At 43.1% G+C, this 22,264-nt stretch carries 26 protein-coding genes, 1 pseudogene and 2 riboswitches; of the genes and pseudogenes, 23 read left to right on the forward strand and 4 right to left on the reverse strand.

Annotation, left to right across the window (positions count from 1 at the left end; all coding sequences use genetic code 11):
- Positions 1–198: 198 nt before the first annotated feature.
- The 8 genes from F7Y48_RS11245 (at position 199) to F7Y48_RS11280 (ending at position 6,849) form a co-directional block, all read left to right on the forward strand.
- Positions 199–837 carry an HD domain-containing protein gene (locus F7Y48_RS11245; RefSeq protein WP_134645483.1) on the forward strand — a complete coding sequence of 213 codons (639 nt, stop codon included), beginning with the start codon at positions 199–201 and terminating at the stop codon, positions 835–837.
- A complete protein-coding gene (locus tag F7Y48_RS11250) occupies positions 838–1,596 on the forward strand; it encodes a helix-turn-helix domain-containing protein (protein WP_258508577.1) in 759 nt (252 codons plus the stop codon).
- 146 nt (positions 1,597–1,742) lie between these two features.
- A complete protein-coding gene (locus F7Y48_RS11255) occupies positions 1,743–3,596 on the forward strand; it encodes an MFS transporter (RefSeq protein WP_258508578.1) in 1,854 nt (617 codons plus the stop codon).
- A gap of 117 nt (positions 3,597–3,713) precedes the next feature.
- The gene (locus tag F7Y48_RS11260) at positions 3,714–4,331 is read left to right on the forward strand and encodes a hypothetical protein (RefSeq protein WP_005373653.1); all 618 of its coding nucleotides are present in this window, start codon (positions 3,714–3,716) and stop codon (positions 4,329–4,331) included.
- A 104-nt stretch (positions 4,332–4,435) separates the two neighbouring features.
- Positions 4,436–4,576: riboswitch (FMN riboswitch) on the forward strand.
- 113 nt (positions 4,577–4,689) lie between these two features.
- Positions 4,690–5,346 carry a 3,4-dihydroxy-2-butanone-4-phosphate synthase gene (ribB, locus tag F7Y48_RS11265; RefSeq protein WP_006741191.1) on the forward strand — a complete coding sequence of 219 codons (657 nt, stop codon included), beginning with the start codon at positions 4,690–4,692 and terminating at the stop codon, positions 5,344–5,346.
- A 105-nt stretch (positions 5,347–5,451) separates the two neighbouring features.
- Positions 5,452–5,997, forward strand: a complete 546-nt coding sequence (locus tag F7Y48_RS11270) for a glutathione peroxidase (protein WP_005396353.1) — start codon at positions 5,452–5,454, stop codon at positions 5,995–5,997.
- A 10-nt stretch (positions 5,998–6,007) separates the two neighbouring features.
- Positions 6,008–6,451, forward strand: coding sequence for a DUF3429 domain-containing protein (locus F7Y48_RS11275; protein ID WP_258508581.1), 444 nt, complete (start codon positions 6,008–6,010; stop codon positions 6,449–6,451).
- Between the two features lie 152 nt (positions 6,452–6,603).
- Positions 6,604–6,849, forward strand: a complete 246-nt coding sequence (locus F7Y48_RS11280; protein WP_005373664.1) for a hypothetical protein — start codon at positions 6,604–6,606, stop codon at positions 6,847–6,849.
- Positions 6,850–6,919: 70 nt separating this feature from the next.
- On the opposite strand, the gene F7Y48_RS11285 is transcribed toward F7Y48_RS11280, so the two are convergent.
- Entirely contained in the window at positions 6,920–7,519 is a 600-nt protein-coding gene (locus tag F7Y48_RS11285) for a thiol:disulfide interchange protein DsbA/DsbL (RefSeq protein ID WP_005396351.1), read from the reverse strand.
- Positions 7,520–7,603: 84 nt separating this feature from the next.
- Positions 7,604–7,984 carry a hypothetical protein gene (locus F7Y48_RS11290; RefSeq protein ID WP_031780538.1) on the reverse strand — a complete coding sequence of 127 codons (381 nt, stop codon included), beginning with the start codon at positions 7,982–7,984 and terminating at the stop codon, positions 7,604–7,606.
- A 284-nt stretch (positions 7,985–8,268) separates the two neighbouring features.
- Here F7Y48_RS11290 and F7Y48_RS11295 point away from each other — a divergent pair, with 284 nt between their 5' ends.
- From F7Y48_RS11295 to F7Y48_RS11340, 10 genes and pseudogenes are all read left to right on the forward strand, one after another.
- The gene (locus F7Y48_RS11295; RefSeq protein ID WP_005396349.1) at positions 8,269–8,565 is read left to right on the forward strand and encodes an isoamylase early set domain-containing protein; all 297 of its coding nucleotides are present in this window, start codon (positions 8,269–8,271) and stop codon (positions 8,563–8,565) included.
- A gap of 214 nt (positions 8,566–8,779) precedes the next feature.
- Positions 8,780–9,493 carry a response regulator gene (locus F7Y48_RS11300; RefSeq protein ID WP_258508582.1) on the forward strand — a complete coding sequence of 238 codons (714 nt, stop codon included), beginning with the start codon at positions 8,780–8,782 and terminating at the stop codon, positions 9,491–9,493.
- Positions 9,493–10,788 carry an ATP-binding protein gene (locus F7Y48_RS11305; protein WP_258508591.1) on the forward strand — a complete coding sequence of 432 codons (1,296 nt, stop codon included), beginning with the start codon at positions 9,493–9,495 and terminating at the stop codon, positions 10,786–10,788. Before F7Y48_RS11300 ends, F7Y48_RS11305 begins: the two co-directional genes overlap by 1 nt.
- Positions 10,789–10,905: 117 nt before the next feature.
- A pseudogene (locus tag F7Y48_RS11310) lies at positions 10,906–11,298 on the forward strand (glycine zipper family protein).
- Positions 11,299–11,441: 143 nt separating this feature from the next.
- The gene (locus F7Y48_RS11315; protein WP_274612537.1) at positions 11,442–11,798 is read left to right on the forward strand and encodes a diacylglycerol kinase; all 357 of its coding nucleotides are present in this window, start codon (positions 11,442–11,444) and stop codon (positions 11,796–11,798) included.
- A gap of 22 nt (positions 11,799–11,820) precedes the next feature.
- Entirely contained in the window at positions 11,821–13,476 is a 1,656-nt protein-coding gene (locus tag F7Y48_RS11320) for a phosphoethanolamine--lipid A transferase (RefSeq protein WP_316684192.1), read from the forward strand.
- Between the two features lie 123 nt (positions 13,477–13,599).
- On the forward strand, positions 13,600–14,532 hold the full coding sequence (locus F7Y48_RS11325; protein ID WP_170901892.1) for a Gfo/Idh/MocA family protein: 933 nt from the start codon (positions 13,600–13,602) through the stop codon (positions 14,530–14,532).
- Between the two features lie 217 nt (positions 14,533–14,749).
- A complete protein-coding gene (locus F7Y48_RS11330; RefSeq protein WP_005373685.1) occupies positions 14,750–15,181 on the forward strand; it encodes a YccF domain-containing protein in 432 nt (143 codons plus the stop codon).
- A gap of 633 nt (positions 15,182–15,814) precedes the next feature.
- Positions 15,815–16,153: a hypothetical protein gene (locus F7Y48_RS11335; RefSeq protein WP_006741201.1), complete on the forward strand. Its 339-nt coding sequence runs from the start codon at positions 15,815–15,817 to the stop codon at positions 16,151–16,153.
- A 387-nt stretch (positions 16,154–16,540) separates the two neighbouring features.
- Positions 16,541–17,389: a patatin family protein gene (locus tag F7Y48_RS11340; protein ID WP_048624804.1), complete on the forward strand. Its 849-nt coding sequence runs from the start codon at positions 16,541–16,543 to the stop codon at positions 17,387–17,389.
- 143 nt (positions 17,390–17,532) lie between these two features.
- Here F7Y48_RS11340 and F7Y48_RS11345 read toward each other — a convergent pair whose 3' ends face one another.
- A complete protein-coding gene (locus F7Y48_RS11345) occupies positions 17,533–18,381 on the reverse strand; it encodes a pirin family protein (protein WP_258508594.1) in 849 nt (282 codons plus the stop codon).
- Positions 18,382–18,772: 391 nt separating this feature from the next.
- Here F7Y48_RS11345 and F7Y48_RS11350 point away from each other — a divergent pair, with 391 nt between their 5' ends.
- From F7Y48_RS11350 to F7Y48_RS11370, 5 genes are all read left to right on the forward strand, one after another.
- The gene (locus F7Y48_RS11350) at positions 18,773–18,982 is read left to right on the forward strand and encodes a cold-shock protein (protein ID WP_005396336.1); all 210 of its coding nucleotides are present in this window, start codon (positions 18,773–18,775) and stop codon (positions 18,980–18,982) included.
- Positions 18,983–19,222: 240 nt separating this feature from the next.
- On the forward strand, positions 19,223–19,432 hold the full coding sequence (locus F7Y48_RS11355; RefSeq protein ID WP_053807947.1) for a hypothetical protein: 210 nt from the start codon (positions 19,223–19,225) through the stop codon (positions 19,430–19,432).
- Between the two features lie 50 nt (positions 19,433–19,482).
- Positions 19,483–19,623 (forward strand): PA3496 family putative envelope integrity protein, encoded by a 141-nt coding sequence (locus tag F7Y48_RS11360; RefSeq protein WP_176319174.1) that lies wholly within the window; start codon positions 19,483–19,485, stop codon positions 19,621–19,623.
- 249 nt (positions 19,624–19,872) lie between these two features.
- Positions 19,873–19,972, forward strand: a riboswitch (purine riboswitch).
- Positions 19,973–20,061: 89 nt separating this feature from the next.
- The gene (locus F7Y48_RS11365) at positions 20,062–21,075 is read left to right on the forward strand and encodes an adenosine deaminase (RefSeq protein WP_046875847.1); all 1,014 of its coding nucleotides are present in this window, start codon (positions 20,062–20,064) and stop codon (positions 21,073–21,075) included.
- A 129-nt stretch (positions 21,076–21,204) separates the two neighbouring features.
- Positions 21,205–21,678 carry a peroxiredoxin gene (locus tag F7Y48_RS11370; RefSeq protein WP_005396331.1) on the forward strand — a complete coding sequence of 158 codons (474 nt, stop codon included), beginning with the start codon at positions 21,205–21,207 and terminating at the stop codon, positions 21,676–21,678.
- 51 nt (positions 21,679–21,729) lie between these two features.
- On the opposite strand, the gene F7Y48_RS11375 is transcribed toward F7Y48_RS11370, so the two are convergent.
- Complete coding sequence (locus F7Y48_RS11375) at positions 21,730–22,137, reverse strand: SPOR domain-containing protein (protein WP_006741205.1); 408 nt, start codon at positions 22,135–22,137, stop codon at positions 21,730–21,732.
- Between the last annotated feature and the right edge of the window lie 127 nt (positions 22,138–22,264).

The following is a 22,264-nucleotide window of genomic DNA, read 5'->3' on the forward strand; positions in this document are numbered from 1 at the left end:
TTGGCAAACGTCACTGCTGCTCTGTGTCTTACGACCTTAGTAGCCAACTGAACGCACAAAAATGCTATTTAAGATGACCCGATACTTACTAAGTTGCATAAGGTTCTGATGGCTAAATCTCAATTACACTATTGAACTTGGAAATTCCTCTCTGCGTTCGGCATACTTCTGCCTTCACTTTAGTTGTAGATATAACTCATGACCTTATTAAGCCAGATAGAATCGCAATTTTTGGAATTTATGCAGCAAGAGATGCAAGTCGATGCGGCGCATGACATAAGCCATGTTCAACGGGTCGTAAACACCGCAAAAAAACTGGCTATGGAAGAAGGCGCCGACTTATCTATTGTGCTTCCCGCCGCCTATTTACATGATTGTTTTACCTATCCGAAAGATCATCCAAACCGCAAGCAGAGCTCAATCATTGCAGCCAAAAAAGCGGTCGCGTTTTTAGAAAGTATCGATTATCCGCGGCAATACCATGATGCCATTGCCCACGCGATAGAAGCACACAGCTTTAGCGCGAATATCAGACCCAACACATTGGAGGCAAAAGTCGTTCAAGATGCCGACCGTCTGGACGCTTTAGGCGCAATTGGCATTACTCGCTGTATACAAGTGAGCACTGAGTTTGATGCGCAACTTTACGATAACAAAGACATCTTTGCTCAACAGCGAGAACTCGACGATAAACAATTCACTCTGGATCACTTCCAGACCAAGTTATTCAAAATCGCTGAAACTATGAACACGGAGTCAGCGAGACGCGAAGCGCAAAAACGCAAAGCCTTTATGCAAGCGTATATAGAGCAATTACACGACGAGGTGACAGCATAAATGTCAGAAAGCTATACGTTAATTAAAGAGCTTAAACGCCAACTAAAGTTAGCTGGGCTGCATTATGTCGATGTTGCACAACACCTTGATTTAAGTGAAGGAAGCGTCAAACGTTTACTCGCTGAAGGTCAACACATTAGCCTTGAACGCTTAGAACGCATTTGCCAATTGATTGGTTTAGAAATGGCGGAACTGTTTAAGCTCGCGGCTGCGCACAATAAAGGTCTAGAGTCGCTAACGTTAGAGCAAGAAAAGCAGTTGGTTGACGATAAAGCCCTGCTACTCGTGGCAATCTGTGTTGTAAATGGCTATCAGTTTGAACAAATAGTTCAGCAATACACCTTCAATGAGTTGGAACTGGTGCAAAAGCTTGCTCATTTGGATCGTCTGAACATCATCGACTTGCAGCCAAATAACAAAATTCGTTTGCGTATATCTCCGACATTTAAGTGGCAGATGGGCGGCCCTATTCAACGGTTCTTCCAACAGCAAGTTCAAGACGCCTTTTTCCAAAGCTACTTTTCTGGTGAAGATGAAAAGTTCTCCATGGCAACAGGGCTGATGAGTGTACCAACCAACAAGAAGCTGCAACAGAAACTGCAAAAGGTCATCGATGAGTTTTATCAGGCTTGCCAAAGTGATAGCTCTCTCGATATGGACGAAAAGCACGGCACCTCTCTGATTATTGCGATGCGTCGCTGGACGTTCCCTCTGTTTGAACCATGGGAAAGAAAACCTACTCAGAAGTCTCGAAATTAGTAACTCAATAAACAAATGGAGATAAAAGTAACGAATTTCGTTACTTTTGGTGGCATGCAACGTCACTTGACAGAGAAAGCTGGTTTAATCGTTCATTGAGCATAAAGTGCTCCCATCTCATTCGACTTTGTTTAATCGGAGCCAGCATGTTTTTCTCAAAACGCTTTTTTCCTTACTTTGTGACGCAGTGTCTTGGCGCACTCAATGACAACATCTACAAAAACGTTCTGTTATTGATGGTGACATACAGCCAAATTGATAACCTACCAATATCCGTCAATCTATTCGTTAATTTGGCGGCAGGCTTATTCATCCTACCTTTCTTTCTATTCTCTGCGCATGCTGGTGCCGTCGCTGACAGCATGGACAAAGCCAAATTAATCCGACGTCTAAAGCTCATCGAGCTGGCTATCATGTCTTGCGCTGCAACCGCTATTGCCACCCAAAGTGCCATGCTGATGCTTGCTCTTTTATTTATGACAGGCACTCAATCGGCTTATTTTGGTCCTGTGAAATACGCCTTGCTACCACAAGCGCTCAAACCAAATGAGCTTGTTAAAGGAAATGCTTGGGTTGAAATGGGCACGTTCCTTTCGATTCTTATAGGTACGCTAAGCGCAGGCCTACTGCTAGCCATTCCTAATGGTACCTTGATTGCTTCTTGTGTCGTGATTGCCTTGTCTTTGCTTGGGTTTATGAGCAGTGTGAATATTCCAACGATGCCTAGCCAATCGACTGACAAAGCGAAATTTGAACCGATTTCTGGTTTAAAGAACACGTTAAAAGTGGCAAAAAAACAGAGAGGCATTTGGATGTCTATTCTAGCCATCAGTTGGTTTTGGTTCATGGGTGCGACTTACCTGACTCAATTCCCTAACTTTGCGCGTGAACATTTGTTTGCAGACAGCACTGTCGTTTCTTTACTGTTGGCATTGTTTTCCATTGGTATCGCGACAGGCTCTTGGTTGTGTGAAAAACTTTCCTTCAACCACGTTGAGCTTGGTATTTTGCCATTCGGTATCCTTGGTCTGACAGTCTTTGGCGTCGACTTGCTATGGGCAGTCCCAAGTTATCCATCACTTCCGGTGCACTTTTATGATGTGCAAAGCTTCGTTGCTGAATCAAAACATCTGCGCGTCATGATTGACCTGTTCCTTGTTGGTGTAAGCGGCGGTGTCTTTATTGTTCCTCTTTATGCGTTCATCCAATCGCGTTCAAACAAAGGGGAGTGTGCACGTGCCATTGCTGCTAACAACATCATGAATGCGTTGTTTATGGTGGTGTCTGCTTTGGTTTCGATCGTTGTACTCAGCGTACTAGAGCTTTCTATTGTGGAACTGTTTGCCATGATGGCAATAGGTAACTTTTTCGTGGCGATCTATGTCTATCGCCAAGTACCGGAATTTACACAACGCTTTATCAGTTATTTACTCAGCCATTGTATGTATCGTGTGTCCGTAAAGGGGCGCCAACATATTCCTGAACAAGGTGCTGCGTTAATCGTGGCTAACCATGTTAGCTATGTCGATGCATTGATTTTGATGGGAACCTCTACTCGCCCGGTTCGTTTTGTGATGGACAAGTCCATCAGCGAGCTACCTGTTCTTAAATATGTATTCCGTCATGCCGGTGTTATCCCGATCTGTTCTCCACGTAAGTGTGCCGACACTTACCGACGAGCATTTGAACAGATTGAACAAGCACTTAACGACGGTGAGGTTGTCTGTATCTTCCCTGAGGGTCGTTTAACGTCTAACGGTCAATTGGGTGAGTTTCGCCCTGGTGTAGAGAAAATCCTTGAACGTAACCCTGTTCCTGTCATCCCTATGGCGTTAAAAGGGCTTTGGGGTTCTTTTTTCAGCCACAAAGGCGGACATGCTCTCACAAAACGACCGACTCGTTTTTGGTCAAAAGTGGATGTTGTTATCGGTGAAGTGTTAAGTCCTGCGTCTTTAAATCGTAATCAATTGCAACAACAAGTACAGGATTTACTGGGCTGAGTCGCTTGCTACAGCAGTCAAACTTTGCAGCAAAACGTAAATATGCACCACAAAGCACAAGTAGTTCTTTGTTAATTAGAGTAGGATATCTACGACGTCATAAATATAGGAGGTATTATGAAAATCATCATCTTACATGGTCTTTATATGCATGGGCTGGTCATGCAGCCTCTTAGCCAAAAGCTGAGAAAACTCGGATACGAAACGCAAGTACTCAGCTATAACACTGTTGCTATCGATGAGTCTTCACTGTTTGATTCTATTGATCATTCGCTTAATCCACTGACCACAAACGTGCTCGTGGGACACAGCTTGGGAGGCTTGATGATTAAGCGCTATCTCGCCAACAGAAAACCGAGCACTAACTTAATCTCTCATGTTGTCGCTATCGGTTCGCCTCTTAAAGGCGCGTCCATTGTAGGTCGAATTCAAGATCTCGGATTGGGTGCAATTTTAGGCAATTCGCCACACCACGGATTAAACAAACATGATGACGCTTGGGATTTCCCTCAAAAGCTCGGCAGTATCGCAGGAACGATGCCGATTGGCGCTCGCCCATTGTTGATCCGTAATGACAACACCATGTCGGACGGTACGGTTACCGTAGAAGAGACAAGACTGGACGGTATGCAAGATCATATCGAAGTGAAGCAAACGCATACGAGCCTGATTTACAACACCTTCGTGCCACAGCAGATTGATCACTTTATTCGCACAGATTATTTCCGTCGATAGCACACTTTTCCATCATACAGATGGAATCGACTTTCCAAGCTATTCAGTTCGCAGTACTATCCTAGCTCCACTTCCTCACAACTTGGATGAAGTGGCACATTTTTAATTGTTCTCAGGGCGGGGCGAAATTCCCCACCGGCGGTATACTTTTTCAAGTGAGCCCGCGAGCGCTCGATTCGTCGAGGTCAGCAGATCTGGTGAGATGCCAGAGCCGACGGTTATAGTCCGGATGAAAGAGAATAAGAATACACCAGCATAGCGAGTCAGATTGCTAAGAGTGCTGGTGCACTTCTTTTTGATCGTATTTTACGACGATCTCTCATACCGCCCTGATTCTGGTGAAATTTAGGAGTTAACCATGAATCAGTCATCACTACTTGCCGAATTCGGCGACCCAATTACTCGCGTTGAAAACGCACTTATCGCTTTAAAAGAAGGTCGTGGCGTACTACTTCTTGATGATGAAGATCGCGAAAACGAAGGCGATATCATTTATTCAGTCGAGCACCTCACCAACGAGCAAATGGCGTTGATGATCCGCGAATGTAGCGGCATCGTTTGTTTGTGCTTAACAGATGCTCAAGCGGACAAACTGGAACTGCCTCCAATGGTAGTAAACAACAACAGCGCAAACCAAACCGCATTTACGGTTTCTATTGAAGCGAAGGTTGGTGTAACAACGGGTGTTTCAGCAGCAGACCGCGTGACGACCATTAAAACGGCGGCAAACCCGCATGCGAAACCTGAAGATCTTGCTCGTCCGGGTCACGTATTCCCTCTGCGCGCACGTCCAGGTGGTGTAATGACTCGCCGTGGTCACACAGAAGGTACGATTGACCTGATGCAAATGGCAGGGCTTCAACCCGCTGGCGTACTATGTGAAGTGACCAACCCAGATGGCACGATGGCAAAAGCACCAGAGATCGTTGCGTTTGGTCGCCTGCACAACATGCCAGTGCTGACGATTGAAGACATGGTGATGTACCGCAACCAGTTCGAGTTGAAACTGGCATAATCAGATCTCAGCTCGTGACAGAAGCCGCGCATTTGTGCGGCTTTTTTGATCGATCCTCTTTGCGCTTGAGTAGTTATACTTATTGAAAACAAAGGGAACAACACCATGAAAGGATTACTGAAACTCGTCGCTCTCGTTGGCTTTATCTCCATGAGTTCGCTTGCTCTCGCATCTGAGTGCCCTGATATTCTTCAAGGTAAGCAAAGGTTGTTAAATTCAACAGAAGAAGTCGACCTATGCGAAAGCTTTAAGGGAAAGACGCTTCTGGTCGTCAATACAGCAAGCCAGTGCGGCTTCACTCCTCAGTTCGAGCAGTTAGAAACCCTCTACCAAACTTACAAAGAGCAAAACTTCACCGTCATTGGTTTCCCGAGTAATGACTTCCGACAGGACAGAGGAAGCGAAACAAACACAGCGAAAGTCTGTTATCTCGATTACGGGGTCACCTTTCCAATGATGGCTCGCTCCTCAGTATTAGGCGTAGATGCAAACCCCGTATTCAGCGAGATTACTAACCAAGCTGGCATCAAACCAAAATGGAACTTCTATAAGTTTCTAATTAGCTCTGAAGGCAAAGTTATTGCCACTTTTCCAAGCTCCACATCACCGACAAGTACTACGCTTACCAATATGATAGAGCAACAATTGTAAGGTGACGACCATGACAACACGCTCAACCATGCTACAACTCGGTTACTTAGGCCTGGTTCCATTTGTGTTTAGTTTAGGGCTGATTTTCACTGACATCTCACTGTTCAATTTAAGTGGCCAGCAATTTTTCATCGCATACAGCGCCGTTATATTAAGTTTTTTATCCGGCATCCTTTGGGGTAACGGCATTGAGCATTACTACCACCGCCTTAGCAGAAATATATTAATTCTCAGCAACCTTTTTGTCTTACTTGCTTGGGGCGCATTACTGCAGGGTCACAAACATTACTCGGTCGCTACCCTACTCTTAGCAATTGGGTATCTTGCTGTTTGGTATGCAGAAAAACTCGTGAGGAAAGTCGAACAAGACGCCGAGCCCAAGGGATATCAAGGAATGAGGAGCAAACTGACCTTCGGCGTAATCGTAATGCACGGATTGGCTTTAGTTTCATAACCTGGTCTGTCCAGTACTAAGATCACAAAAAAACGTCTTTTTATAAAACAATGTTCATTTCGTGAATGCACACATATTTTGAACACTGTTTTGTTTCATTTATGAATCAATCCACATATAAGTAATTCAAAGCATTCACAAAGGATATGAATATGTTTTTTCGCAAACTTTTGTTTAGCACTGCGATGATCAATGCAACGACAGGTTGCGTGTCTTACCAGGCACAACAAGCCGCCGCTCAAACAGTAAACAATACAGGTGCCGTGCTTACCAATGTGATTAAAACTACGATTGCTCAGCCATGTAATGTTGCAATCACTGCTGCTAGCTTGTTTTATCCGCATGCCATATTTATGACTAGTGTTCCGACTCAAGCATGTACAAGCGTTCTTAGATAATACGAAAGTGATAAGCATAAAAAATGGCGACTCTACCGTCGCCATTTTTAAGCATCAATGCTATTTATAGTTACAGCGTCAATAAGTAATTAACTAATTGATTGTACTCGTCGTAAGTACGAATTTCGTTGGCCAAAACAATGTATTTATTGTTCACAACCACACCTGGAACCCCTCTTAACGTGCTGGCTGCAAATTGTTTGTCAAAGCCTTTCTGCATTGAGTTTACGGCAAAGCTATTGTAAGCGGCATCAAACTTCTTACCTTCTACGCCATTATCAACGAAGAGCTGTTTCAGCTCAGCTTCATCTTTTGGCGCTTGTCGCTTTTGATGAATTTGGGCAAACATGGCAGGAATCATTGTATCTTCAACCCCGAGCGACACCATCGTCGCGTAGGACTTGGCCATCGGAATCGCCATATCTCCGCCCATGAACCCCACATGTACCTTTTCAAACTTTGCCTCTTTTGGCAGAGCAGGTTTTAAACGCTCAATAAGCGACTCGAACTTATAGCAATGTGGGCAATAAAAAGAAAAGAATTCCGTCACAACAGGTTTCGATGCTTTCTTAACATCCAGAACTTTGTAGTGCTTCCCTTCTTCAAATTGCGCTGCATGAGCGGTAAAAGTCAGTAAAAGTGCGCTACATAAGGCAAGTAGTTTTTTCATTGTTTATTTCCTTGTGGCATTCAAATGCCAAATCATTTCATTTGGTAAAAAGGGGGGAAACCCCAAGTAATTTGAGATGAGGAATTAAACAATCGGAGGACGATAAAGCTTGGTGATCACTGTCACTACTTTTTCGACTAAAGGCCTATCAATCAATGCAAGGCTGTAAGGAAGAAGCAGTAAGTCGTTTTGAGATAAGTTGGCGGGAATTTTGACCATACAGGAAGAGCTACAACTCGTGTGAGACTGTTGCACCTTATTGATAGTTGACTCATCGTGATGTGATTCAACGCAGTCGTCATTGACGCCAAGTTGTTTGTGCAGAGCAGCCTGTTGAACAATAATATCGCGTACTTCAATTGTTTTCACCGGGGCTGAAGCCTTCGCCATAGGAGCGACACTGCTCAAAAGCATAGCGGCTAAACAAACTATCGCGGTCAACAATGTACGGTTAAACTTCAACATAGCTACATCAACAAAAATGGTGATTTAAGATAATACATGATAACGGTTTGACTTCAAGATACGGACTCTGAGTTCCGCCTCGCCTAAAAACTTGGTACGTTAACGGTTCCATATCCTTGAGGCTTCTCAATACCGCTCCCCTCTCACAAGAACTCATAGCGATTAAGCTATTCATCATTTAGATAGTTCTTCACCTGATACCAGTGACAATTCGATAAAACTTGAAATCGTTATGAAACACGAGTAATAGTTAGAACAGTTTTTGTACGAACAAGGAAAGATCAATGCTTAAAAAGAGATTCTTTAAGACAAAAGATGAAGTTGAAGTCACGTTCGAGCTAGATAAAGACCAGTGGGACTCCATCCATATTGCTGGGGATTTTAACAACTGGCAGCCAGAACCGATGAAATTAGTGAAGAAAAGCCGTCAATTTAAATTTAAAACGCGCTTACCTAAAGAGCAGAATGTTCAGTTCCGCTACTTGCTCAATGATGCAAAGTGGGAAAACGATCCTCAAGCCGACGCTTATGTTCCCAATGCTTTTGGCAGCGACAACAGCGTCGTGTGCACCACCGAATAAAACGTAAGTTCACCCTAATATTCCATATTAAGGCGCAACAGTTGCGCCTTTTTTAGACACTTCATAATGTGATTAATGATTAAGTTTGAATCATTACTTGGGGTATTTATCGAATCAACTCATCCGATAACCTTATTCTGAGAAAGCTTTATTTGAAATAATTCGTAAATTTGTTTAAGTTCCAGTGATATTAAATATTGTATACATCACTCAAATGAACGCACAACAAATCAAACCATCTTTAATCATCGTGGAAGACGATCCCAAATTACAAGCTATGCTGGGAGAGTATTTTGTTGAACAAGGTTTCCAGGTCAAATGTATCGACAACGGGACAGACGCACCGGAAGCGATTATTGACACACAGCCAGACGTGGTTTTGTTAGATTTGATGCTACCTGGACAAGACGGCCTGAGCGTATGTCGTCAAATCCGTGAATGCTACAAAGGCAAAGTGTTGATGCTGACAGCGAGTGATGACGACTTTGATCACGTCGCCGCATTAGAAATTGGCGCCGATGACTTTGTTACCAAGCCAATCAAACCTCGCGTGCTGCTGGCGCGCATTCGCATGCTATTGAGAAGAAAAGAGGCAGCCTCTACCGAGTCCGAAAACGGTCTACAAATTGGAGTGCTGTGTTTAAACCGATTACGTAAATCATGCGTCATGAACCAGGAAGAAATTGCGCTGACTGACGGTGAGTTCGATTTATTATGGGTTCTCGCAACACACGCAGAAAAAACACTCTCACGTGAGTGGTTAACGAAAACACTACGTGGTATTGAGTACGACGGTACAGATCGCACCATTGACAACCGTATTGTGACATTGAGAAAAAAATTAGGCGATGCCTCTTGCTCTCCACAAAAAATCATCACGGTTCGCGGCAAAGGCTACCTATTTATGCCTGATGCATGGAATGAATAATGAGACGGATTTATCTGGAAAGCTTTGTCGGTCTTATCATTCTATTTATGGTGAGTTTGTGGGGTTACGAATTCTTAGTCTATGAGATCAACACAGATTACGATTACCTGCTACAAGAGCAAGAAGGTCAAGCTTTCCACGATCTTATCTATCCTATCTACGAAGAGCACGGACTAGAATACACTCAGCAACAGCTTGAACAATTTGCCACGTCCAGCCATCGCTTGTTGATTCCTCACGCGCTCGAAGAACTTCCAGAAGACATCAGAAAAGCATTTGAAAGTGACACCTCTGTTAACGTTGCTTACGACGAAGAAAGGGATATATGGTTCCGCCTAGATGCGGACACCCCTATTTTCAAAATGATCGATGATCCGGATAGCTCAGTTATTCAGGCGATTAACTTTGATGACAACATTGTATGGTTATTCTTTTTAGCCGGATTTGCTCTGTATTGCATACTGCTGATCTGGTTTTTGAGCCGTCGAATTCGTGAGTTAGAAAGAGTCACGGTCGAGTTTGCTTCAGGCAACTTCAAAGCACGAGCAAGCACCTCAAGCGCCAAGTCGGTTGGAACGCTGAACAAAAGCTTTAATACGATGGCTGACAAAGTTTCTCGCCTGATCACTAGCAATAAAATGCTGACCAATGCAGTTGCGCATGAATTACGCACTCCTATTTTTCGTTTGCAGTGGCAAGCTGACTTGTTATCGGACTCTACATTAACCGAACAACAGAAAAAGCATGTACGTAGTATCGTCGAAGACATTGACGAGATGGAAGACATGGTTGAAGAGCTGCTTTATTACGCCAAAATGGAACGCCCAGATACGGCGTTGCAAACAGAAAACGTAGCACTCGCCAAGTTAGTTAATGAGTTAAAACAGAGATGGCAAAAAGAGACCAAATTATCTATCTCAGTCAATGAAACAAACTCTGAAAACGCGCGCGCATTCGCCGATCCAAAACTGCTAAAGCGTGCCTTGGATAATCTGCTACGCAATGCAATGCGATACGCAAATACTCAAATTATGGTTGAGATAAAAAGTGATCAGCAAAGCTGTTTAATCCATGTACATGATGATGGTATAGGTATAGAAGAGCAGCATTGGCCTCACCTTTTTGAAGCATTTTATAGCGCGGATGAGTCCCGAAACAAAAACACGAGTGGGTTTGGGCTCGGTTTGGCGATCGTCAGGCAGATAATGGAACTTCAACATGGTGAGGTTTCGATTTCTCATAGCCCACTTGGTGGTGCTTGCTTCACACTTCGTCTTCCAAAATCAGACAGTTAAGTTAACGTCTTTCCTCCTTTACAGAAGACGACACTTCAATACACTCCAGCGACAGAGCTCAACAATAAAACAGTGTACATTTAATCCATAAATTCACAGAACAAATGGATAATACTCATGTACAAACCTTTTATTCTGGTTATGACGCTTGCCTCTACTCTTAGCGCTTGTACTTATAATCAAAAGCCTGTTGTCGACATGACTAATGTTGATCCTGCTAAATATGAACAAGATTTTCTTTATTGCCAAGGGTATGCGGACAACGTAGACAAAACGTAAGCTGCAAAATCTGAAGCCGCTAATGGCGCAGTTACAGGTGCACTAATTGGGGCAGCAGCTGGTGCGCTGGAAAACGGGATAGGTGGAGCTGCTGTTGGTGCCGCTGCAGGCGGTGCTGTAGGAGCAGGGGCCGGAGCGTTGAGTGGAAGCAATGACTCCACCAAGACACAATCTCTCGTACTGCGAAAATGCCTTCAGAATAAAGGCTATACCGTCTACGACCTTGATTAATTCAACTCTTTTTTCTTATTCAAACCCTATATCGTTGTGTGATGAATGCCATTCACAAATGTTTCACGCAAGAACGATTAGTCTCTTTTCATCGTTTGGATAGATGCACAATCTAAATTATTAAGCTGTAGTAAGGTCATATTTTGAAGCCAGGAAAAACAGGTCTACGCCGTGTCATGGATGCGACCGGCTATTCATTTCAGGGATTGAAAGCCGCATGGAAATACGAAGCCGCCTTCAGACAAGAATTGATTCTAGCCTTAGTGCTTTCCGTCTGTGCTTTTTTCCTTCCAGTCACCACATTTGAAAGAGTACTGATGATCAGTAGCCTGTTATTGGTCCTGATCATCGAACTTATTAATTCCGCCGTAGAAGCGGTTGTCGACCGTGTTAGCGATGACTGGCACGAGCTCAGTGGTAGAGCCAAAGATATCGGCTCGGCTGCAGTATTTGTTGCGCTCACTCTTGCCCTTTTTGTTTGGGCTTCGTTCTTGCTCTAATTTTGATTCAAGACATTTACTTATGAAGACACATAATTTGCAACAGAAAGGTATCTCGTACGTTACCTTTACTTTCTTGTTGGCATTCTATTTCGCGCTGGTTGTAAACATTCCTATTTACAAAGAGCTGAATGGTATTTTTTCAAGCCTAGATAATGTCAAAATTGGTTTTATTATTACGATACCCATTTTCTTTCTTGCCGCGCTCAATTTCCTTTTTAACTTATTTAGTTGGCCTTGGGTTGGAAAGCCATTCTTTGTTATTTTGCTCATAATTTCGAGTATGGTGAGCTACGCAAGTTACAACTATGGCACACTTTTCGATTCTGGAATGATTGCTAATATTGCTGAAACTGATTCGAGCGAGGCAAGCTCTTACCTGAGTACTTATTCTGTAATCTGGACGCTACTTATGGGGGGCGTCCCTGCGATGATTGTCTATAAGGTCAAGTTGCAATCTCAGCGCCACCAATTGCTGTATTTTTCTCTCACGAAGTTGGTGTCGATGTTGTCATCTCTTGCAGTAATTGCTGTTATTGCCAGTGTTTACTACCAAGACTATGCATCTGTCGGTCGCAATAACAGCTATCTGAAAAAAATCATTATTCCCACTCAATTCGTTTACAGCGCGACTGGGTATGTAAAGGGGAAATACTTCACCACGCCAGAGCCGTATCGCGAGATTGGAATCGATGCAAAGCAGTCAGATAGCGCAGTAAAGCAAGCACAGAACAAGCCGACACTACTGGTGTTTGTTGTCGGAGAAACCGCTCGAACACAGAACTACCAACTCAATGGCTATAAGCGAGAGACAAACCCTTACACCAGTAAGCTGGATGTGATTTCATTTCAAGAGGTTGCATCTTGTGGCACTGCAACTGCAGTATCTGTGCCTTGCATGTTTTCTCAGCTCACGCGAAGCGAGTTTGAACGGACCAAGGCAGATAACCAAGACAATGCTCTCGACATCATGCAGCGCGCTGGAGTGGACCTCATCTGGAAAGAAAATGATGGCGGAGACAAAGAAGTCGCCCACAAGATCAAGAAAATTGAAGTGAACCGAAAGCAAGCAAGTCCTCTGTGTAACGGTCAAACCTGTTACGATATGGCGCTGTTAGATCACTTTGATCAAGAAGTTGCGGATATGCACGGCAATCGCGTTGTCGCCATGCATCTTATAGGAAGCCATGGTCCTACCTACTTCCAGCGTTATCCTAGAGACAAAGCGTTTTTCAAACCAGACTGCCCACGTGCAGATATAGAAAACTGTAGAGTCGAACAAATCGTGAATACGTACGACAATACGATACGCTACACAGATCTTGTGTTGGCAGAAACTATCAACAAACTCAAAGCATTAGAGTCTCAATATAATACCGCTCTCATCTACGTATCGGATCATGGTGAATCATTAGGCGAAAACGGATTGTTCTTACATGGCATGCCTTACGGCCTTGCACCAGACTTCCAAAAACGTGTTCCTTTGCTCATGTGGCTATCTTCCGGCTTTAAGCAAGTGAAACAAATCAACACCGACTGTTTGTCGAATGAAGCGCAAAAGGCAGGCCAGTACTCACATGATAACGTGTTCCACTCTTTATTAGGCATTATGGATGTACAAACCCAAGCCTACGACGGCAAGTTAGATATATTCAAAGACTGCCGCACGACTTCCTAAGTGGACCAACAAAGCCTGACTCAAAATGTGAGTCAGGCTCTTTTCTAACAAGGCATTTAAACTCATCAGCTTGCCAAGCGTTATACTACAACCTGCCATCCATACATCGAAATAAGGACTAGGATGAAAATTGGTATTATTGGTTTAGGAGATATTGCTCAGAAAGCATACCTTCCCGTTATCACTCAGCTTCCAAATATCGAACTTGTATTTTGTACCCGCAACGCAAATGTGCTTGAGAGTCTGGCTAAGCAATATCGAATCTCAGAGACCTGTCAAGACTACCAGCAGCTTCTGCACTTTGGCGTAGATGCTGTCATGATTCATGCGGCAACAAGCGTACATCCTCAAATCGCAGCATTCTTTTTGCAACATGGAATCCCAACCTTTGTCGACAAACCATTAGCGGACAATGCTGATGACGTGGAAAAACTGTACGATATTGCCGAAAAAGAAAAACAACCACTTTATGTGGGCTTCAACCGACGTCATATTCCGCTTTACAACCAACACATGCCAGAGGTACAGCAAGGCAACATTTCTGACCTAAAATCGCTACGCTGGGAAAAGAACCGTCACCAACTACCAGGCGATATTCGTACCTTTATATTTGATGATTTTATTCACCCATTAGACAGTATTAACGTGACAGCCAAAACCGATTTAAAAGAGGCTTACATAACGCATCAGCTTGAGGGTGACCAATTGGCGCGTTTAGATATTCAGTGGCAACACGGAGATACTTTACTCCACGCTTCGATGAATCGTCACTTCGGTGTGACTGTGGAGCGCGTTCAAGCTTGTTATGCTAACAAAGCAGTGGAATTCGACTCTTTCGTTGAAGGGAAACGATGGCAAGCGAACCAAGAGCAAAAAATCAATTTGAAAGATTGGACGCCAATGCTGACGAGCAAAGGTTTTCATGCGATGTTGCTCGACTGGTTTAGCGTCGTTGAATCTGGAAAAATCGCTAGTGAAGTAGTGAAACGCAACATTGCTAGCCATCAGTTAGCAGAGCAAATTTGTCAATATATCGAGAAAGTTACCTCTAGGTAGCTTAATTCTTGGCTATGTGCTTAATTGAGTATTACGCTCTATACTAAAACAAACGTAGCTTCAGAGAGTCATTCATTCTCTGTTAATACTTATGCGGCTATTCTATCAAGCAAGTGAATGAGGGAACGGATCACGTTTATTAACGGAGTGGTTCTAGTTTTACATTACTATACCCTCAGGAACCTGCATCGTCATATTCAAGAGTAAAGGAAATAGAATGAGAACACTCGGTAACATCATTTGGTTTGTATTTGGTGGCGTATTTATGGGGTTGCTATGGTGGTTTTTCGGTATCTTAGCCTTTATTAGCATCATCGGAATACCTTGGGGGCGTGCGTGTATCGTTATGGGTAATTTTTCCTTTTTCCCATTCGGAAAAGAAGCCATTTCACGCGATGAATTGACCAATGAAATGGACATTGGTACGAGCCCTCTAGGCGTTATCGGTAACGTCCTTTGGTTTGTCTTTGCAGGCCTTTGGTTAGCAATCGGTCACGTACTTTCCGCCGCAGCGTGTTTTGTAACCATCATTGGTATTCCGTTTGCACTCCAACACCTGAAGCTTGCGGTTATTTCACTCGCACCAATTGGTAAAACGGTTGTGTCGTCAGAAGAAGCTGCAATGGCTCGGTACAATATCAACCGCTAACAAACAGCCAATATACTTTCTATCCTCTGGGCAGTATTGCTCAGAGGGCAACTCCCGTCAAAAGTAAGCCTATTATCGCTATCGTATATTCAATAATGGTTGATTGTATATCCATACCGTCACCTTTAAGTTGAAGTTCACCCTAGCTCTGTACTACTTTACTTTTTTATTAATCAATGGATTAGCTTAACCCTCCAAGCTCACCCACGCTCAAAAATCAGTATTATTTCCGCTCCTCTAAATTGAGTTCATTTACGAAAAGTCGAGCTATAAGCATAGTTGATATTAATGATTTTTGACGATAAATAACTCACACCAATCCAGCGATAGTTCCAGCGTTTACTTTTTCTCAATAAACGTAAGCCGTTACGAAAGCGGGTTTCTTCCCGATCAAAGCCACCACTTCGCATCACTATCGCTTTTCTTTAAAAGGCAACAAATATTCGTTGTTATCTTGAGTAAATTATTTTGTTTGTCGCATTTAAGTTCAATCAATATTATTCGCGACATCAGAGAAATAGACCATTGAGCTCCTTAGCATTTATCACAGACATAGAACGTAAAGCCCCTTTTTTGCTCGTTTTTCTTTTTACAAATGTTCTAACTCAACGTCTATTCAGACAGGAATACACCGTGGATAAATATCAAGCTGCTTATGCCAAACGCCTAGAGAAGTTAAAGGGTAATCAATCTCCAAAAACGATAGCCCGTCTTTCGGCTTGGGAGGCATTTCTTAACAAAGAGTACGAACTCCAAGACTTAGAATACCAACTATCAGACGCAGCACACCTACACTATGAACAATCTCATGTGAAAAATGATATTTCTTTTAAGGCGTTCAAGCGGGCGTTCTATAACGAATCCATCAAAATCTACAACCTAACCGATGGCGCCTCTATACAGAAAGTATTCACTCCGCTGCTCGCATTAACGACAGTTTGGGTGCTATTTATCTGCTTTTTTGACAAGTGATCATCACTTTTATTAGAACAATAAACTTAGGGCGCTTGCATCATGATTCAAAACGATAACCAGACGCACAACGCCCCACTTAAATATAAAAAAGGAGTTTGATCTTGTATGTCTAAGATGACACTTCTTTTAATTACAACAACGATCAGTATCGGAATTACAGGCGCCGCTTTCTGTGTGGGAGTGACATATTTATTCAGTGCGCTTTCACTAAATGAGCTGCTCAATAACCTGTAACTCCCTAGGCTTAATATGAAAAGGGCATCCATCGATGCCCTTTTCTTTTACTTAAGGAGATGCCCTAGCACTTAGGGCCACTTGGGTATAAAACCGTTATGCGTTAAGCTGCATTCTATTCATCCAATAGGTAAAGAATGGAACACAGTGATGGAACAAGTAGGAGAGCGTGCATTGATTGTCGAAGGTGGGGCGATGCGAGGTGTATTTTCTTGCGGCATACTCGATCATTTTCTCGCTAACGATTTCTCTCCATTTGATAGCTTTTGGGGCGTATCGGCGGGCGCAAGTAACTTGGCGGCGTATTTAGCTAAAATGCCCGGGCGCAACTTAAAAATCTATCTCGATTACAGTTTAAGGAAAGAATTCATCTCACCATCTCAGATTCTACGTGGCGGCGATATGATGAACTTAGATTGGATGTGGAACGTCACTCTCGAAGAGCTTGGTATCGACAAGTCCGCACTAAAAGCGGATTCGAGACCTTTCTTTTTAGGCGTAACACGTCAAGACAATGGCCAAGCCGAGTACCATACTCCTAATGTCGACGAGCTCGCAGAAACAATGAAAGCCAGCAGCGCGCTTCCCGTGCTTTACCGAAATGGTGTCTTACTGAACGGCACCCGATACGTTGATGGTGGGGTTTCTGATGCACTTCCTGTCGCAGAAGCAATAAAGCGAGGAGCCAAAAAGATTATGGTTTTACGCAGTCAACCCTCTAGCTATCAAAAGCCGAAAGGAAAGTTCAGCGCACTAACCAAACGGATGTTGAAAGAAACGCCAGGATTAATTGAGCCGATGTTGACGCGTGAAGTTCGCTACAATCAAACTTTAGCACTGATCGACAATCCACCATCGGGAGTCGAAATCATCCAAGTTTGTCCTCCTGAATCATTTAAATTAAAACGATTGAGTCGCTCGCCAGCACCATTGCGTCAAGCTTATGAGTTAGGTATTGAAGCAGGAAAAGAAGCCATCATGCGATGGAATCAGAAGTAGAAAAAAGCCACGTGGATTAGACGTGGCTAACGCAAATTCGATGGCAGTGGATTATCGTATTTGCTTCTGGTCGAGCCCAATAGTCAGGCTCAAAACTGTTGATAACTGCGCTACTCACAGAAAAGGGAGTTAGGATGTTGACGCTAGTAGGTTTCAAACAATCCTGAATTGTAGTCTTGGATTGCTTGTTCTATTTCTTCCATGCTATTCATTACAAAAGGGCCATAGTGAACCACTGGTTCATTGATTGGTTCGCCAATAAAAATCAGAGCACCACTCTCCTTTTCGGCTTGTAATTCAACCCATTCACCTTTCGATAGAATCGCCATTTTGCCTTGATTGATCTCACGATCTTTTAACTGAACACGACCTTTATAAACGTAAATCATCATGTTGTGGTCTTGCTCCGTGGTCAAATTCAAAGCTTGTCCAACCATCGCTCTCCAATCGGCCACCGTGGCAGCAACACCTGTTTCTGTCAAAGGCCCCTGAATACGTTCGTTGTTTATCGTCAGATGACCAGCAATCAAGCGAACAACACCCGAGCTTTGAGTTTCGAATTCCGTTATCGTTTCAGGTTGAAAGTCATGATATTGAGCCGGTGCCATCTTATTTTTCGCAGGCTGGTTTATCCAAATTTGGAAACCATGCAATTCACCTTCCTGCATAATAGGCATCTCACTATGAATGACGCCTCTTCCTGCCGCCATCCATTGAGCGCCACCAGAACGAAGCTCACCAACATTATCCATGTGGTCACGATGCTGAAAATGACCTTTCAACATATAAGTAAGCGTCTCGATGCCGCGATGCGGATGAGGAGGAAAGCCACCCACATAATCAGCACGGTCGTCAGACTTAAGTTCATCCATCATCAAAAATGGAGAAAAGCTCGCATTATTAAACTCTGCTACTCGACGAATTTTCACTCCGTCACCATCAGCAGTGGGTTGTGATTGAATAAGCTGACGAATTTCTCTGAATGTGCTCATACTATTTCTCCTCGTTTACCTTTGTGGCCGCTTGCAAACCGCATGTTCAGCCATGGCTATCGATATGGTTCTATTTTAGATTGAAGAAAAATAATCATGAGCCTTGCTATTTGAGCTACTTATTCAAATTTTTCGAACAGCCCACTAATCCAAGCTGTCGAAATATATTTAAAAATAAGTGTAGCTATTTCCTAAACAAGGTGTATAGTAGGCCTTGGCTCTTAGAAGAGAGCTGTTAATGCAACATTTAGTTTAAGTTTCCTCTCAGTAAAATCTTGAATCCCCCAATTCAGACACCTGCGTACAACTTCCTCTTGATTGAACATTCAATAGCTTAGAAAAGATCCACAAAACAAATTCAAATTTTAATGTTTAATTCAAAGGTATTTTTATGTCTAAAGTAAACGGCTCAGTAAAATGGTTTAACGAAACTAAAGGCTTTGGCTTCCTATCTCAAGACAACGGTGGTCAAGATGTATTCGTACACTTCAACGCTATCGTTTCTGACGGTTTCAAAACACTGACTGAAGGTCAGAAAGTAAGCTTCAACGTAGAGCAAGGTAAAAAAGGTCCTCAAGCGACTGAAGTAACTCCTCTATAAGACTGCTTTTCTTGGTGTAGCATGCCCATGCTGCACCAAATCTCTCTCCTTCAAAAATATTCTCACTTTAATCACTCAGCCTAATATCAGGCATTGCTTTGTGCTACCTAAAATAAATAGGATAGTACTGCTTAATTTATTATTTATAGGAAAAATCATGTCCTCAAAAAGAACAGGCCGTCAAAGGCATTGGTATCAATTACTTAACAAAGACAAAATCACTAAGAAACAGGAGAATAAATGTTAGAAATTGAATTTAATCTAGAACAACCTCACACCTCTTGGAACGCTAAAATACATCAATTAAATGGTGATATTTTACGAAGACACGTATTACCTAAGCTTCATTCTCATAGCTACATGATCGATTTTGAATATTGTGAGAAAACGCAATCTGGAACTATTCTCTGTGATTCAGGTTCAAAGTTAGGAAGTTTTACTGTTAACTAATTCAGTTTTCATGCATTAATGAATGATGCAACTAATTTGGAAGGTATCCAATGACTAGAAAAAGTAAGAAGCAAGCAGAAAAAGACAAAAAAGAGTCTGAGCAAAACGCGGCGGCGGTAAAACAAAAAACGCGACGCCGTATAGAAGACATTATGGAACAAAGAGAATTTGACAAGTTATTTGATCTATAAGCTATCCTTGACTCTTTCAATTCTCTCTCTGCTCCATCGTTGTGCAAGGTACCGCCACCTACCTTTGCTCAAACGAAGCCTCACTCTTTTCCTCGCTTATAACAACACGATAAGCCTCGTTCACGCTCAAAAACCAATTTGCTCCTCTATACCCAAGTGACTTATACGGTTGCCAGTTACTTTTCTTAGAAAAATCCTTCGACTACTGACAACTAGGTTATTTGCGTATAGCCAAATTGAGAATTTTGCGTATAATCGCCTCGTTTGCTTCGTATAACCCCAATGATATGGTTTGGGGGTCTCTACCAGTTCCCGCAAAGTGCTGATTACGAAGAGTTGAGATCATCGTGGGTCTTACTCTTTGTGATAGCGTTCGATTTATTCCTATCTATACCTATTCTTAGAGTAACTGCATCCACAATACACATAAGGTGGAATATGAACGCATTTATTCAAGGTCTTCCAAAAGTAGAGCTGCACTTACATATCGAAGGTTCACTTGAGCCAGAACTTCTCTTCAAGTTAGCACAACGAAACGGCATCGACATTCCTTACTCTTCTCCGAGTGAACTACGCAGCGCGTATCAGTTCGAAGACTTACAGTCATTCCTTGACCTTTATTACCAAGGGGCGGATGTTTTGCGTACAGAGCAAGACTTTTACGATCTCACTTGGGAATACTTACTGCACTGTAAAGCGGATAACGTTATTCATACCGAAATCTTTTTTGACCCACAAACGCATACAGAGCGCGGTATTGACTTTGACACCGTTATCCACGGGATCGCCCGCGCACTACAAGATGGGCACGAGAAGCTCGGCATTACTTCACAAATCATTGCGTGTTTCCTCCGTCACCTTTCAGAAGAAAGCGCTATGGAGACTCTGCAAGCCGTTCTGAAACACCGTGATAAGATCATCGGTGTCGGTCTAGATTCTTCAGAACAAGGCCATCCACCAGCTAAGTTCAAACGAGTATTTAAACAAGCGGTAGAAGCAGGCTTACTGACTGTTGCTCACGCAGGTGAAGAAGGCCCCGCACAAAACATTACCGATGCAATTGAAATGCTTCACGTCAGCCGCGTGGATCATGGTGTTCGCTGTGTTGACGATGAAGCATTAGTCGAGTCGTTAATTGAAAGCAAAATGCCACTGACGGTATGTCCATTATCGAACCTTAAATTGTGTGTATTTGACGATATGAAAGATCACAATATTGTCGAGCTACTGCGCAAAGGTGTCGCTGTGACGATTAATTCGGACGATCCGGTATACTTTGGTGGTTACATGACAGATAACTTTTTAGCCGTCAACAACGCACACCCAATGAGTAAGAATGAACTAGCTCAATTCACAATGAATGCGATTGATGCTAGCTTCATCGATAATGAGTTGAAAGCGAAGTATCGCCATCTCGTTAGTCAATACGTAAGTCAGCATGAAGCGTTGTAATAAATCCATCAGTGCTACATCTTGGGTCAAACACTTAGGTGCTAAAACCTTACAAAAGCTCTGTGGTTAACCGCATTTATAAGCGCTAGACTGAGAAAGCTAAACTAGCACACAAAAAGGAATAAAATCATGATTCAACAAGGCCAAGCTCTACCAGTTGCGACTCTAAGCGAATTGACTGCCGATGGTATGGTTAACCACGACGTTACTGAGCTGTTTGCAAACAAGAAAGTCGTACTCTTCGCTGTACCTGGCGCATTCACCCCAACGTGCTCGGAAGCTCACCTACCAGGCTATGTGGTATTAGCCGACGAGTTGAAGGCAAAAGGTGTTGATTTAATTGCGTGTGTTTCTGTAAACGATGCATTTGTGATGCAAGCTTGGGGCGAAGCTCAAAACGCTTCAGAAATCCTGATGTTGGGTGATGGCGACGCAAGCTTTACTAAAGCATTAGGTCTTGAAATGGATACCGGCGGCTTTGGTGGTATTCGCTCACAACGCTACGCCATGATCATTGAAAACGGCATTGTGACCAAACTTAACGTTGAAGAACCAAAAGAGTTTGAAGCAAGCAAAGCAGAAACGATTTTAGCGGCGCTTTAAGCTTACCCTTAGATACAAAAAACGGAAGCCATCGCTTCCGTTTTTTGTTGGCTAACGCATTCTCACAACACTCGTTTGTTGCTTACGCTGCATTTCCGCAAAAGTCAGCACAAATGGGGATGACTGCTTTACGCGGCTCGGCAGTGAAGAAAGCGCATTGTAGGCATCCTGTTTCGTTTTAAAATCACCAACAGTTACCGTATACCAACGCGTGCCTCGGCTGTTTTTCCAGTTAACCCAAACCGGATGCTTAGGATCGATATAACGAATGTAATCTTTCACATCTTTTTCTTGCTTTAGCGCGAGTACCTGCATCGTGTAATGGTTTGGGTTTAAATAACCATACGCATCCTGAGAGGTCATTACTCCAACACATTGGCCACTATCGACCTGCTGCTGGTAAGGCATAGCGCAGCCCATGAGCGATAAAATCAATGTCAAAGATAAAATCTTGTGCACGTGTCACTCCATTTTTGTTCTAGTTTCTTTTCTCTCGCACTCAAAAACACAAAAACGCTTCTAATTAGGCGAAAATAGACCCATACGAGAAGGTTCGATGTTTTAGCGCAACGAGTATTCCAAAAAA

Origin of the sequence: Vibrio sp. 2-1-2a (assembly GCF_032648565.1) — a bacterium.
Lineage (GTDB): Bacteria > Pseudomonadota > Gammaproteobacteria > Enterobacterales > Vibrionaceae > Vibrio > Vibrio diabolicus.